The 13,037-nt window shown below is 53.0% G+C and carries 12 protein-coding genes; 8 read left to right on the top strand and 4 right to left on the bottom strand.

Going from position 1 to position 13,037, the window contains the following annotated elements; all coding sequences use genetic code 11:
• Positions 1 to 24: 24 nt before the first annotated feature.
• From KNP95_RS01640 to KNP95_RS01630, 3 genes are all read left to right on the top strand, one after another.
• On the top strand, positions 25 to 912 hold the full coding sequence (locus KNP95_RS01640; protein ID WP_214835187.1) for a class I SAM-dependent methyltransferase: 888 nt from the start codon (positions 25 to 27) through the stop codon (positions 910 to 912).
• Between the two features lie 126 nt (positions 913 to 1,038).
• On the top strand, positions 1,039 to 2,250 hold the full coding sequence (locus KNP95_RS01635) for an acetate kinase (protein ID WP_021065605.1): 1,212 nt from the start codon (positions 1,039 to 1,041) through the stop codon (positions 2,248 to 2,250).
• Positions 2,251 to 2,683: 433 nt separating this feature from the next.
• A complete protein-coding gene (locus KNP95_RS01630; RefSeq protein WP_021065606.1) occupies positions 2,684 to 3,277 on the top strand; it encodes a 3D domain-containing protein in 594 nt (197 codons plus the stop codon).
• A 134-nt stretch (positions 3,278 to 3,411) separates the two neighbouring features.
• Here the strand turns inward: KNP95_RS01630 and KNP95_RS01625 are convergent, their stop codons facing one another.
• A complete protein-coding gene (locus KNP95_RS01625) occupies positions 3,412 to 3,849 on the bottom strand; it encodes a universal stress protein (RefSeq protein WP_021065608.1) in 438 nt (145 codons plus the stop codon).
• Positions 3,850 to 4,032: 183 nt separating this feature from the next.
• Here KNP95_RS01625 and KNP95_RS01620 point away from each other — a divergent pair, with 183 nt between their 5' ends.
• On the top strand, positions 4,033 to 4,758 hold the full coding sequence (locus KNP95_RS01620) for an SDR family oxidoreductase (protein ID WP_021065609.1): 726 nt from the start codon (positions 4,033 to 4,035) through the stop codon (positions 4,756 to 4,758).
• Positions 4,759 to 4,770: 12 nt separating this feature from the next.
• On the top strand, positions 4,771 to 5,493 hold the full coding sequence (locus tag KNP95_RS01615; RefSeq protein WP_029595175.1) for a metallophosphoesterase family protein: 723 nt from the start codon (positions 4,771 to 4,773) through the stop codon (positions 5,491 to 5,493).
• Between the two features lie 43 nt (positions 5,494 to 5,536).
• Here the strand turns inward: KNP95_RS01615 and KNP95_RS01610 are convergent, their stop codons facing one another.
• Positions 5,537 to 6,634, bottom strand: coding sequence for a M24 family metallopeptidase (locus KNP95_RS01610; protein WP_214835186.1), 1,098 nt, complete (start codon positions 6,632 to 6,634; stop codon positions 5,537 to 5,539).
• Positions 6,635 to 6,795: 161 nt separating this feature from the next.
• Here KNP95_RS01610 and KNP95_RS01605 point away from each other — a divergent pair, with 161 nt between their 5' ends.
• Positions 6,796 to 8,106, top strand: a complete 1,311-nt coding sequence (locus tag KNP95_RS01605) for a DRTGG domain-containing protein (RefSeq protein ID WP_021065612.1) — start codon at positions 6,796 to 6,798, stop codon at positions 8,104 to 8,106.
• Between the two features lie 44 nt (positions 8,107 to 8,150).
• Here KNP95_RS01605 and KNP95_RS01600 read toward each other — a convergent pair whose 3' ends face one another.
• Entirely contained in the window at positions 8,151 to 8,465 is a 315-nt protein-coding gene (locus KNP95_RS01600) for a YtpI family protein (protein ID WP_251128808.1), read from the bottom strand.
• Positions 8,466 to 8,542: 77 nt separating this feature from the next.
• On the opposite strand from KNP95_RS01600, the gene KNP95_RS01595 reads away from it, so the two are divergent.
• Positions 8,543 to 9,508 carry a DHH family phosphoesterase gene (locus KNP95_RS01595; RefSeq protein ID WP_058764551.1) on the top strand — a complete coding sequence of 322 codons (966 nt, stop codon included), beginning with the start codon at positions 8,543 to 8,545 and terminating at the stop codon, positions 9,506 to 9,508.
• Between the two features lie 18 nt (positions 9,509 to 9,526).
• Here the strand turns inward: KNP95_RS01595 and KNP95_RS01590 are convergent, their stop codons facing one another.
• Positions 9,527 to 9,718 (bottom strand): YtzJ family protein, encoded by a 192-nt coding sequence (locus tag KNP95_RS01590; RefSeq protein ID WP_021065615.1) that lies wholly within the window; start codon positions 9,716 to 9,718, stop codon positions 9,527 to 9,529.
• Between the two features lie 102 nt (positions 9,719 to 9,820).
• On the opposite strand from KNP95_RS01590, the gene dnaE reads away from it, so the two are divergent.
• On the top strand, positions 9,821 to 12,991 hold the full coding sequence (gene dnaE / locus KNP95_RS01585) for a DNA polymerase III subunit alpha (protein WP_353048966.1): 3,171 nt from the start codon (positions 9,821 to 9,823) through the stop codon (positions 12,989 to 12,991).
• Positions 12,992 to 13,037 lie beyond the last annotated feature (46 nt).

The following is a 13,037-nucleotide window of genomic DNA, read 5'->3' as shown; positions in this document are numbered from 1 at the left end:
TTTGTATGGAAAGGATGATCGAAGATGGAACGATTTGAACAACTGTATCGGGATTGGAAGAAAGAAGCGAAGAAGCTGACGACAGACCTTGACTTATTGCCGCTCGAGGCATTGATTGAAGTGTTTGAGCGAGTCAATGTCGAACAGGAGAAAACGGATGATGTCCGCAAAGCCGTCAGTCTGCTCGTCCTCGAGGAGACGACGACACTCCCGCCGAACCATCAACCGACGCCGGACGCCGTCAGCCTGTTCATCGGGTACTTGGCGACGAAACTCGTCAAGGACGGGGCGAACGTGCTCGAGCTCGGTAGCGGGACGGGCACACTCGTCCACGCCGTGTTGTCACAATTGAAAGATGCCACCGCACAGGCGGTCGAAGTCGATGAGACGATGCTGCGTCTGTCTTACGCAATCAGCAACCTGCTCGGGAAGCCGGTATCGTACTTCCATCAAGACGCACTCGCACCGCTGTTCGTCGAGCCGAGCGACTTGGCACTCGTCGATTTGCCGATCGGCTATTATCCGAACGATGACATGGCGTCTGGCTACGCCTTGAAACGGGATGAAGGCCATTCTTACTCGCACTTCTTGTTGATCGAGCAGGCGATGCGTCACTTGAAACCAGGCGGTCACGGGATTTTTGTCATCCCGAACAATTTGTTTGAACAGGATGACGAAGGGAAATTAAAACAGTGGATGGACCGTGAGGCTGTCGTCAAAGGTGTTCTTCAATTACCGACGACGATGTTCAAAGACGAGCGATATGCGAAAAGCCTATTGATGTTACAAAAGCTTGGGGAAGGCGTCAAACGCCCGAAACAAGCACTCCTCGTCGAGTTGCCATCGTTCACGGATGTGCGTGCTGTTGCCAATATTGTGAAACAGATTGACGATTGGTTTAAAACAACATAATTTTTATTGGGCAAAAGACTTGAAAAACATATGCCATATCAAGTATCTTCATTATGATACAGTTATCGGTTTTTAAGAGAACAGATAAAGACTCGTGTTTAAATCGAAAGGTAAGAGGTGTATGACATGACAAAAATTATGGCAGTCAACGCAGGTAGTTCGTCATTAAAGTTCCAACTTCTCGAAATGCCATCTGAGAAGATGCTCGCCGTCGGGCTCGTCGAGCGTGTCGGAAAAGAAGATGCGATCTTCACGATTAAATATGGCGAAGGACAAAAGTTCCATATCGTCACACCGCTTCATTCACATAAAGAAGCGGTCGAGCTCTCGCTCGAAAAATTGATTGACCTTGATATCATTCAGTCGTTCGACGAAATCGCAGGCGTCGGTCACCGTGTCCTTCACGGAAAAGAGTTGTACGCGGATTCGGTCGTTATCGACGATGAAGTCATGAAGAACATCGAATCGTTCGTCGAACTCGGACCGCTCCACATCCCGCCAAACTTGACGGGGATTCGTGCGTTCCAAACGATTTTACCGAACGTACCGCAAGTCGCGGTCTTCGACACGGCGTTCCACCAGTCGATGCCGGAAGAGAACTTCTTGTACAGCCTTCCGTACGAGTACTACACGGAGCACGGCGTCCGGAAGTACGGTTTCCACGGAACGAGCCACAAGTACGTCACGCAACGTGCGGCAGAGCTTCTCGGTCGTCCGCTTGAAGACCTTCGTTTAATCTCATGCCACCTCGGTAGCGGTGCATCAATCGCAGCGGTTGCCGGCGGTCGTTCGATTGACACGACGATGGGCTTCACGCCACTCGAAGGAATCACGATGGGAACGCGCTCGGGATCACTTGACCCGGCCCTCATCCCGTTCTTGATGCAGAAGACTGGCAAGTCGGCTGAAGACGTATTGAACGTCATGAACAAAGAGTCAGGTGTCTACGGTCTCTCGGGTATCTCGAGTGACTTGCGTGACATCGAGCAAGCAGCGGCTGAAGGCAACCACCGTGCCGAAGTCTCGCTCAAAATCTTCTCGAACCGCATCCACGGCTATATCGGTCAATATGCGGCAGAGATGAACGGTGTCGATGCGATCATCTTCACAGCTGGTGTCGGAGAAAACTCTGACGTCATCCGTGAGCGCATCCTTCGTGGCCTTGAGTTCATGGGCGTCTACTGGGATCCATCACTCAACAACGGAGCACGCGGCAAAGAGTTGTTCATCAACTACCCGCACTCACCGGTCAAAGTCATCATCATCCCGACGAATGAAGAATTGGTCATCGCACGCGATACTGTTCGCATCGCCAACCTCGTCGAATCACACGTTTAAGCTGTTACAACGTCCGTTCCGTACTCATATGGGACGGACGTTTTTTTAGTGCTTTTGTCACAAGTTCGGTACGTTTCATATGACGTTGGACGCAGTATGAGATTTGATTTTGTAACAATCAGCTGAAGAAAACAACGATTATGTAACAAACGAGTCATATTAATACCTTTAATTGGAAATTAATATGACGGAACAGAAAGTTTTTTGTCAAAGCCGTCATCTCGCCTTAAAAGATGGCGGTTTTGTAATGTAACCGTAACTTTGCTGACACTCAAATGAATTTTAGTTGTAAACGCACGGTCATACGATTCGTCATATAGTTATCTGGACGAAACATTCGGTAATTGATCCGACATGTTTCAACTGGAATAGCACCACAGATTCGACAACATGAACTTACAACTAACAAACCGACTAGGAGAGGACAAACCACATGCTCAAAAAAATTGGAACGGTCTTACTACTGACGGTCATGACACTCGCTATGCTCTTACCCCAACAACAAGTTGAGGCGTCTTCAAAAGTATATGTACAAAGCCAAGTCAACGGATTGAACGTCCGCTCGGCAGGAACGCTCAGCGGTAAAGTGATTGGGAAGATTAATAAAGGACAACAACTTCAGCGTACTGGCTCAAAAGGAGCTTGGATTCGCGTCAACTACAAAGGCAAGTCAGGTTGGATCGCTACAAAGTACTTACGCACCGTGAAGAAAACGGTCGCGAAGGCTAGTGTGAAAACATATACGATGAACGCATCGGCTTACACACCATATTGCAAAGGATGTTCAGGCGTTACGGCACTAGGCTGGAACGTACGAGCACAAAAACGTAATGTCGTCGCTGTCGACCCACGCGTCATCCCGCTCGGTAAGAAAGTACAAGTGTACGTCGGCGGGAAGTTGATGGGCACATACACAGCGGCTGACACAGGCGGCGCCATCAAAGGTAACAAAATCGACATCTTGATGTACTCTCAAAGTGCGGCCCTTAACTTCGGTCGTAAGACGGTTACTGTCAAAGTGTTATAATACGTGAACGAAGGGTCATCGCATTTGCGGTGGCCCTTTGTCGTAATCTCATAACTATGGTGGCGACGGACAACCCGATACCATAAGCGACTCCACACGAAAGGGCCAACGCATGCGCGCTGGCCCTTGGTTTGTTATTGGCGAACGATGAGCACGTCACACTTCGAGTAGCGGACGATGCTTTCAGAGACGCTACCGATGAAGAAGCGTTCGACGGCGTTCAACCCGGTCGCTCCACAGATGATGAGATCAATGTCGTGATTCGGTGCGATTTTTTTAGCGATTGTCACTTTCGGAGAGCCGTACTCGATGACCGTCTCTACTTCTTTGACACCTCGTTCTTTCGCGCGATTGACGTAGTCCTCGAGCAGTTCTTTCGCATACGTCTCGGCACGCTCGGTAATCGTCCGGTCGTACGCTTCAACCGTGGCGAATGTCCGTGTATCGATGACGTGTCCGATATACAGTTTGCCATCGTTTCGAAGTGCGACGTCGATTGCTGTTTCAAATGCACGTTCGGCCTCTTTCGAGCCGTCGACGGCAGATAGAATATGTTTGTAGACAATTGCCATGTAAATCCCAACCTTTCGCTTGAAATGTACGTGCGGCTTACATGTATAGTATACCACTTCTGCTTCAATTCACGCCCGGTTCTTTCAGAAATGTGTGAAATTTTCACAACTTTCTGATGGAACAGGTTGAAGTTTGGAAATGGGCAAGCGGAACGGGTAAGATGATACAGAGGAGGGATGACGATGAAACATGTAGTCATCACGGCCGGTGCGAAAGGGATCGGCCGCATTGTGACGGAACGATTATTGGAGGAAGGTTGGCACGTCAGTGTATTGCAGCGGAAGCCGATCGATTGGCAACATGAACGGTTACATATGGTCGAGGCCCCGTTGACGGACCGCGAAGCTGTCCTGAGTGGCTATGAAGAGGCGGTGGCCAAATTCGGAGAGCCGGACGCGCTCATCTTGAACGCCGGGCCTTACATCTTCGAACGGAAGTGTCTCGTCGATTTGACGGACGAGGAGTGGGACGAGGTCATCAGCGGCAATTTGTCAGCCTCGTTTTGGCTGATGCGTCGGGCTATCCCGAGTATGCGGGCAAAACGATTCGGCCGCATCATCACATATGGCTTCCCGGAGAGTGGGACGGCACCAGGCTGGGTTCATCGGTCGGCTTTCGCGGCCGCCAAAACCGGGCTCGTCAGTTTGACGAAATCGGTCGCACTCGAGGAAGCGGCACACGGCATCACAGCCAATATGATTAACCCGGGCAATATCGTCGGCGCGCAAAAAGAAATGCGAATCGAAGCGGCCGAACCGGACGACCAGACCCCGGTCGGACGACACGGGACGGGCGAAGACATCGCCCGCATGATTCTATTCCTGCTCGCCCGTGATTCCGATATGGTCACAGGTGCCATCATCGATGTGACCGGAGGTGTCAACGTCGTCCATCAATACCGAAAATAAGGAGGAAACCGCATGAAATTGGCCATGTTGACCGATATCCATGGAAACGTCCAAGCGCTCGACGCGGTGCTGGCCGAGCTCGATCGCCAGCAGGTCGACGAGATTTGGAGTTTGGGCGATATGATCGCGATGGGGCCCGACTCGAACGAAGTGATGGCACGTCTGCTCGACCGTGGTGTACACATGATTACCGGCAACCATGATGAGGCTGTCTTGTCGCTCATGGCCGGGACGGGTCACCCTGACAGTTATGCCCATACCCGTCCGCATCACGAGTGGGTGGCGCGCACGCTTAGGCCTGACTATGCGGACGCGCTCTTCAAGTTGCCGCGTACGATTGAACGCGTTGTCGAGGGTACGCGGGTATATGGGATTCATTATCATATCCCGAGCGAGAAGCGGGACGTGCCGATCACCGAGGAGCCGTTCCATGACATCGTCGAGGCGACACTTTCGAACATGCAGTCGCTGTATGGGTCTTATGAAGCGGACGTCATCTGTTTCGGGCATCATCATCCGGAGCATGTGTTCCATGACGACACGAAACATTATTTCAATCCCGGTGCGCTCGGTGTCGCCCGTGACGATTTGGCCCGTTACGGCATCCTCGAGTGGGATGAGACAGGCTTCGCCATCCATCCGCAGTCGGTCCGTTATGACAAGCAGGCATTTCTAGAGGCGATGGAACGGAATGATGTGCCGCAACGTGACGTCATGTTCCGACTCTTTTATTGACCGTGAAAAAGACCAGCCGAGTACGGCTGGTCTTTGTTGTGACTCAATTGATTTCTTGGAGCGTCTTCGGATAACTCGTCAACAAGAACGGACCACTCTCGGTCATGACGATATCGTCCTCGATGCGGACGCCGCCGACGCCAGGGAGATAAATTCCTGGTTCGACGGTGAACGTCATCCCGACTTGGGCCGTCATATCATTGTTGGCCGCCATCGACGGGAATTCGTGCACCTCGATGCCGATTCCGTGTCCGACGCGATGCGTGAAGTACTCGCCGTAGCCGGCTGACGTGATGACTTGGCGGGCCGCGATATCGATCGAGCCGAGCGTCGTCCCGACGTTCGCCATCTCGATGGCGGCTTCTTCGGCCTTAAGGACGGTCTCGTAAATCTCACGTTGGTTCGTACTCGCTTCGCCGTAGACGACGGTACGCGTGATATCGGAGGCGTATCCTTGCCAAATGACACCGAGGTCGAATAAGGCGAAGTCGCCTTTCTTCAAGCGGTTGTTGCCGGGTACGCCGTGCGGGTCGGCACTGTTCTCGCCGAACAAGACGAGCGTGTCGAACGACATCTCGCGGACGCCTTGTTTCTTCATCGCATATTCGATTTCGGCGATGACCTCGAGCTCGGTCACGCCTTCACGCAAAGCGCGAATGCCGGCTTCAATCGCCATATCAGCGAGTTCGGCGGCGCGTTTCATCAGGCGGACCTCGTCCGGAGACTTAATCATGCGAAGCGCCTGAAGCTCTTCGGTCAAGTCGATGATTGAGAGACCGGCAAAGCCGGCGCGGAGCTGTTCGACGCGGTTGTAGGTCAAATGCTCGCCTTCAATCCCGATGCGCTCGGGGATAATCTGTTGGTCGAGGAACAATTTGACGACTTTGTCCCATGGATTTTCGTGGTCCATGTACGTGACGATATCGCCATTCCAGTCGCTCGCCTCGACGATGCCTTTTTCAAGTGCCGGACAGACGAGAGCGGTCGTGCCGTTCTTCAAGACGAGGATGGCGATGAGCCGCTCATGTGCCTCGGCATATACTCCCGAAAAATAAAAGACCGATGCTTTCGACGTGACAAAAGCAGCGTCTAACCCTTTAGTGGCCAAAGATTGTGCAATATGGTTGGTTCGTTGATTCAACTCGTTTCCCTTCCTTCTCGTTCATTGGCGTTCTGTTTCATTATACCGTTTTCCAAAACGGAAAGGAAATGTCACATTTTCAGTAGTACAGTTTGAAGAAGGAAGACTGATACAGTATACTGAGGATGACAGAAAATGTATTGAGGAAAGGGACTCGTGACATGACAACAAAACATGAACAGATCATAGCACATATCGAGTCGCTCGATGTCGGATCTAAAATTTCGGTCCGCCAAATCGCGAAGGAATTGGCAGTATCAGAAGGAACGGCGTATCGGGCCATCAAGGAAGCGGAGAATTTAGGCTTCGTCTCGACGATTGAACGGGTCGGCACCATTCGCATCAAGCGTAAACATAAAGAGAATATTGAGAAGCTGACGTTCGCAGAAGTCGTCAATATCGTCGACGGGCAAGTGCTCGGTGGCCGAGACGGGCTCCATAAAACGCTCTCGAAGTTCGTCATCGGGGCGATGAAGCTTGAGGCGATGATGCGATATATCGACGTCGACTCACTCGTCATCATCGGAAACCGGGAAAAGGCGCATGAACTCGTGCTACAGTCCGGTGGCGCCGTGTTGATCACGGGGGGATTCGACACGACCGATGAAGTGAAACGGATGGCCGATAAGTATCACATGCCGGTCATCTCGACGTCGTATGACAGTTTCACCGTCGCGACGATGATCAACCGGGCCATCTATGACCGCTTGATTAAAAAAGAGATTCTACTCGTCTCGGATATCGTCATCCCGCTGCACGACACGTTCTATTTGAAAGTGGACGATACGGTCAAACGGTGGCACGAACTGAACGAACGGACGAAACATAACCGTTATCCCGTCATCGACGAGCAGATGAAAGTCGTCGGCGTCATCACGGCGAAAGACTTGCTCGACCGGCCGCATGATACCGAGATCGAGAAAGTGATGACGAAGAGCCCGATCACGGTTGGCGTTCAGACGAGCGTCACCAATGCGGCGCACCAAATGGTTTGGGAAGGCATCGAGATGTTGCCGGTCGTTGATAACTATGGCCGTCTGCTCGGTATCATCAGCCGCCAAGACGTGTTGAAGGCGCTCCAACTCGCCAACCGCCAACCGCAAGTCGGCGAGACGTTCGACAATATGATCACGAACCAGTTGAAAGAAGACCCGGCTTCGAACGGGACGGCGTTCACCGTCGAGGTCGCGCCACAGATGACGAGCCACATGGGGACGGCATCGTCAGGGGTGTTGACGACGTTGCTCGTCGAAGGAGCGACCCGCAGTCTACGCCATATGAAAAAAGGCGACCTCGTCGTCGAAAATATTACGGTCTACTTTATGAAACCGATTCAAATCGAGAGTCAAATTCGCGTCTCGGCCAACGTGTTCGACCTTGGCCGGAAGTTCGGGAAAGTCGATGTCGAGATGACACAAGGCACCCAACTCGTCGCCAAGGCGCTTGTCACGGCGCAATTGATTGACCGCTAACAAAAAAACGAGCTGATGCCATCATCAGCTCGTTTCTATTTCTCTTATGATTGGTTGATTGGCTCTTCGCTAGCGAGCGGATAGATTTTACGATAGCGAATGAACCCGACGATGGCGTTGCCGACACCCAAGACGAGCATAGCGATGCTGACGATCCAACCGATCGTCGAGCCGAGTCCGAGTCCGCCAACCATTTGGTTGATGGCGAAGAGTGCGAGAAACATGCTCAGCCAGATGAGCGCTTGCGTGTTGAACAGTGCTTTCCGGTACGGTGTCTTCGTCAAATAAGCGCGTCGTTTGGAAACGAAGTAAGCGCCTAACGAAAACAGAATGAGTCCGATCATAACTAATTGACCCAAGTGAAGAAACCCCTTTCAGACGTGTAATCTGTTATCATCATACCATAGAATAGTGTTCAAGAAAGCGAGGAATGGCAATGGCACATTGGCCAGAGGCAGCAACGATATTGAAATTGATTGAAGCGGCGGACACGATTATGATTCATCGACACGTCCGTCCCGACCCTGACGCGCTCGGGAGTCAGCTCGGATTAAAGCGGATTCTTGAAGTCGCCTATCCGGAAAAGCAGGTCTATGTCGTCGGCGGTATCGTCCGTGATTTAGAGTTTTTAGGTAAGATGGAGCATGTCGAACCGGAGATGTATCAAGAGGCGCTCGTCATCGTGCTCGATACGGCTAACCATGAACGGATCGATGGGCCGCACGCCTTGACCGGCAAAACGGTCGTCAAGATTGATCACCACCCTGACGAAGATGCGTATGCGACCCATCAAATCGTCGACACGACGGTCAGTTCCACCTCAGAGATGATTGCTGAACTTGCAGGGATTTGGGGGCTTGAACTTGACGAGGCGTCCGCATTCTTGTTGTTCGCCGGAATCGTCGGCGACACGGGACGGTTCCAGTTCCGCAACGCGACGCCACGTACGTTCGAAGTCGCGGCCGAACTGATTAACCATGGTATCGATACGAACCGGTTGTATCGTCAAATGTATAAGACGAATTTGGCGACGTTGCAACTCCAAGGCTATGTCTTACAAAACGTCAATGTGACCGACGCGGGTGTCGGCTACGTCAAAATCGATGCAGACGTCTTGCGCACGTTCCATGCGACACCGGAAGCGGCGTCGCTGCTCGTCAACAGCTTCTCTGGCCTTGAAGGGCTGAAGTGTTGGGTCATGTTCGTCGAGAACAAGGACGAGATTCGTGTCCGGATCCGTTCGAAAGGACCGGTCATCAATGAAGTGGCGAAACGCTATCGCGGCGGTGGTCATCCGATGGCCGCCGGTGCCACGATCTATAAATGGGAAGAGATGGACGAGGTGATCATGGCGCTCGATGAAGTCGCGGCCCCGTTCACGTTCGAAACTGAAGAGAGCTGACCCGTTGGTCAGCTCTCTTCAGCGTTTATCCTCTTCTTGTGGAATGAACCACGTACCACGGTCGGTCACATCCTCGACGACATCGAGTTGATACTCGGTGATATAACGACGGAGTCGTTCGATAATCTCCGGACTATCGGCGAAGACGGTCTGGCCGTTCTGTAAATTCTCTAGCTTGTCACGTGCGATTTTACCCCGATTAATAATCATACGGTTTATACCCCCTTTTAGGAGAAGTTTTGTCTATAATTATTGTATCAGACAAGTGCCAAAATGAGTTTGACAATTGTGAAAAAAGAAAGGGGGACTCATGTGATCCACTTAAATGTACGATCGGCTTATAGCTTGATGCAAAGTACGATTCGGCTCGAACAGTATGTCGCCCAGATGGCCGAACGGGGGAGTCGAGCGGTCGCCTTGGCCGACGATGCGTTATACGGCTTGCCGCAATTCGTCCGATTATGTGAACGCTATGCGGTTAAACCCGTTATCGGATTACGGACGACGCTGCGAATGGATGGATTCGATGTCTCCGTTCTCGTCTATGCGTTGACCGATGAACAAGTGCCCGAACTGTATCGCATCGTCCAGGCCGATGGCTTGACCGAAGCGACCGAACTGGCGGTGCTCATCTTACCGGAGAACTGGAAAGCGAACGACCCGGTTCACCGCCGCCGCCTCTATAACCATTTGCTCGGTTATGTGAATGAAGACAGACTGTGGCTCGGGTTGCCGGCGCCACAATCGACGGAACAGACGCTGATGCTCCGGCAATTACGCGAGATGCGTGACGAACTGGGGACACGACTCGTACCGGCCCCGGACACGTGTTACATGAGACCGGAGGATTTCGAGGCGTATCGCGCCATCGTCGCCATCGGTGAAGGCGAGCTCATCTCACAAGAAGATGTGCATCGGAAAGGAAAGTACGTAAGACTGCCGAGCGAAATGAACGATTGGTTCGACCCGATCGAGCTTGAGGCGTTGGACGAGTTCGAATCCCTCATCTCGGTCACACGCTTGCCGGAGGCGACCTCGTCGATTCCAGAGATTGAACATGCGATCGACCGACTGAAGCGTCTCGTCGCCGAACGATTAAAGGCGCTCGACTTGTTCCAAGAGGAATATATCGAACGAGCCCGCTATGAACTCGACGTCATTGCGCGGACCGGTTTCGCCTCGTATTTCCTCATCGTCGAGGACATCGTCCGCTACGCTAGGGAGCAAGGCATTGAAGTCGGTCCGGGGCGTGGGTCCGCGGCCGGATCACTCGTCAGTTTCGCGCTTCACATCACCGAGGTCGACCCGGTCCGGTTCGAGCTGTTATTCGAACGCTTTTTGAACCCGGAACGAATCACGATGCCGGATATCGATTTAGACTTCGAAGACGAGCGGCGCGACGAGGTCGTCCGCTATGTCCTCGATAAATACGGGGCCAACCACGCCGCCCAAATCGGGACGCTCGCGACGTTCGGCGCGAAAGCGGCGCTACGTGATGTCGCGCGGGCGCTCGGGCTGACGCTTGAAGAAGGACAGGCGGCCAGCAAACAAGTGAAAGACGACGGGTTGGCCGGGATTTTGGCCAATCCGACGAAGATGAAATGGTTCGCCGGCAGTCAGAAGCGGTCGCAACTGTTACACATCGCCGCCCAGCTCGAAGGATTGCCCCGTCAAGCCTCGGTCCACGCGGCCGGACTCGTACTCAGTCGTGACGCGCTTGATGACGTCACCCCGTTACAGCCGACAGCAGGGGAGCAAGTGACCCAATATAATATGAAGGATCTCGAAGCGCTCGGCCTGTTGAAAATCGATTTGCTTGGCCTGCGCAACTTGACGAGACTCCGTCAGATGGAGACGCTCATTCGCGAGACGGATGAACTGTTCTCGCTGAAGACGATTCCATTGAATGACGCCAAGACGTTGCGGGTGCTCGCTCGCGGTGACACGGACGGGATTTTTCAGTTCGAATCGGAAGGGATGAAACAAGCGCTCCGGCAAGTGAAGCCGACCACGTTCGAGGATATCGTCGTCACGATGTCGCTCTATCGTCCAGGTCCGATGCAGTTTATCGAAACGTATGCGAAGCGAAAGCATGGCATGCCGCATCAGCCGGTCCACCCGGTCGTCGGTGAGATTATGCGTACGACGAACGGCGTGCTCGTCTATCAGGAGCAAGTCATGCGCCTCCTGCGAGAACTTGCCGGCTACTCGTATGCCGAGGCCGATTTGATTCGCCGTGCCATCGCCAAGAAAGATGTGGCGGCCATCGACGTCGAGAAGAGTCGATTCTTGGAACGTTCGTCGGAGCGGTTCGACAGCGACTCGATGCGACAAGTATTCTCGTGGATTGAGAAGTTCGCGGGCTACGGCTTCAACCGTTCACACGCGGTGGCCTACAGCTTGATCAGTTATCGCTTGGCTTTCGTGAAGGCGCACTTCGAACGGATTTTTTATCTCGTCACGTACGACAAGACGAACCAACTCGTTCGCATGCTGCGAAAAGGGAAAATTCCCGTCTATCCGCCGGACGTCCTGCATGGCCAAGCCGGGGCTTTTTTAGAAGGGCCGGGGGTCCGTCTCGGGTTGAAGGCGGTCCAAGGCTTGACGAAACGCGACGTCGAACGGTTGATTGAACACCATTCCGAATTCACCGACGTAAAACGTCTGCTCGAACTGATGGAGTGGGGCTCGAAAGACCAGCCGAAGTTGCGGCGCCTGCTCGGAGCCGGTGCCCTCGACCGGATGTATCACGGCGATCGCCACCGTGCGTTTGAGGCCGTGGAACGGCTTCGCGAGGAGACAGAGACGCATCTGCTCCCGGATGAGCTGTCCGCACTCGGTTTGAAGCGCTCGGCACCAATCGAGCCGAATTGGTCCGAAGAAGAACGGGAAGCACTCGGGACGTGGATCGTCCACTCGCCGTTGACGACGGTCGCCCCGCTCTCGATTGAGACGGTGACGATCGATGAAGTGTTGAACGGCGAACGGGGATTCATCGTCGTCTATGTCGATGCGATTCGTACGTTCAAGACGAAAAAGAATGAAGAGATGGGTGTTGTCATGGTCGATGACGGCGTCTCGCAAGACGAGGTCGTGATTTTTCCACGCGTGTTCACCCAATTCTCTCGTTCACTTTACGTCGGGAACGTCCTCTTGCTCGAGGTACATCCGAATGAACGGGACGGGCGTCGCCAACTCGTCGTCGAACGCGTCCGGCCTCTCCACGGCCAAGCGTTGTTTGTCCGATTGCGTCTGGAGTCGTTCGCCGACCTTGAAGAACTATTGCGAACAGCGCCAGGGGATGTCCCCGTCATTTGCCGATTCTCTGATTCGAAAGAAGTGAAACAACTCGCCTCGACATATGCCGTCAATCCGACAGAAGCATTGTTGCAAGGATTGAGGCAGCGGTTCGGCGATACGGATGTCGTGTTGAAACGGGTCGACTCGAAATTGCCCGGCACGGGAACTAGTACCAAGTCATAAAAAGTGGTATAATCTGTTTAATTGGTCTGACCACTTTAGAGATAAT

The organism is Exiguobacterium sp. s36 (assembly GCF_018618345.1).
GTDB lineage: Bacteria > Bacillota > Bacilli > Exiguobacteriales > Exiguobacteriaceae > Exiguobacterium > Exiguobacterium chiriqhucha.
This window is presented reverse-complemented; position numbering and strand designations above follow the sequence as displayed.

Bases quoted from the DNA above. Each gene is read 5' to 3' on its own strand.
- KNP95_RS01640 (WP_214835187.1), top strand. From the start codon at position 25: ATGGAACGATTTGAACAACTGTATCGGGATTGGAAGAAAGAAGCGAAG.
- KNP95_RS01635 (WP_021065605.1), top strand. From the start codon at position 1,039: ATGACAAAAATTATGGCAGTCAACGCAGGTAGTTCGTCATTAAAGTTC.
- KNP95_RS01630 (WP_021065606.1), top strand. From the start codon at position 2,684: ATGCTCAAAAAAATTGGAACGGTCTTACTACTGACGGTCATGACACTC.
- KNP95_RS01625 (WP_021065608.1), bottom strand. From the start codon at position 3,849: ATGGCAATTGTCTACAAACATATTCTATCTGCCGTCGACGGCTCGAAA.
- KNP95_RS01620 (WP_021065609.1), top strand. From the start codon at position 4,033: ATGAAACATGTAGTCATCACGGCCGGTGCGAAAGGGATCGGCCGCATT.
- KNP95_RS01615 (WP_029595175.1), top strand. From the start codon at position 4,771: ATGAAATTGGCCATGTTGACCGATATCCATGGAAACGTCCAAGCGCTC.
- KNP95_RS01605 (WP_021065612.1), top strand. From the start codon at position 6,796: ATGACAACAAAACATGAACAGATCATAGCACATATCGAGTCGCTCGAT.
- KNP95_RS01595 (WP_058764551.1), top strand. From the start codon at position 8,543: ATGGCACATTGGCCAGAGGCAGCAACGATATTGAAATTGATTGAAGCG.
- KNP95_RS01590 (WP_021065615.1), bottom strand. From the start codon at position 9,718: ATGATTATTAATCGGGGTAAAATCGCACGTGACAAGCTAGAGAATTTA.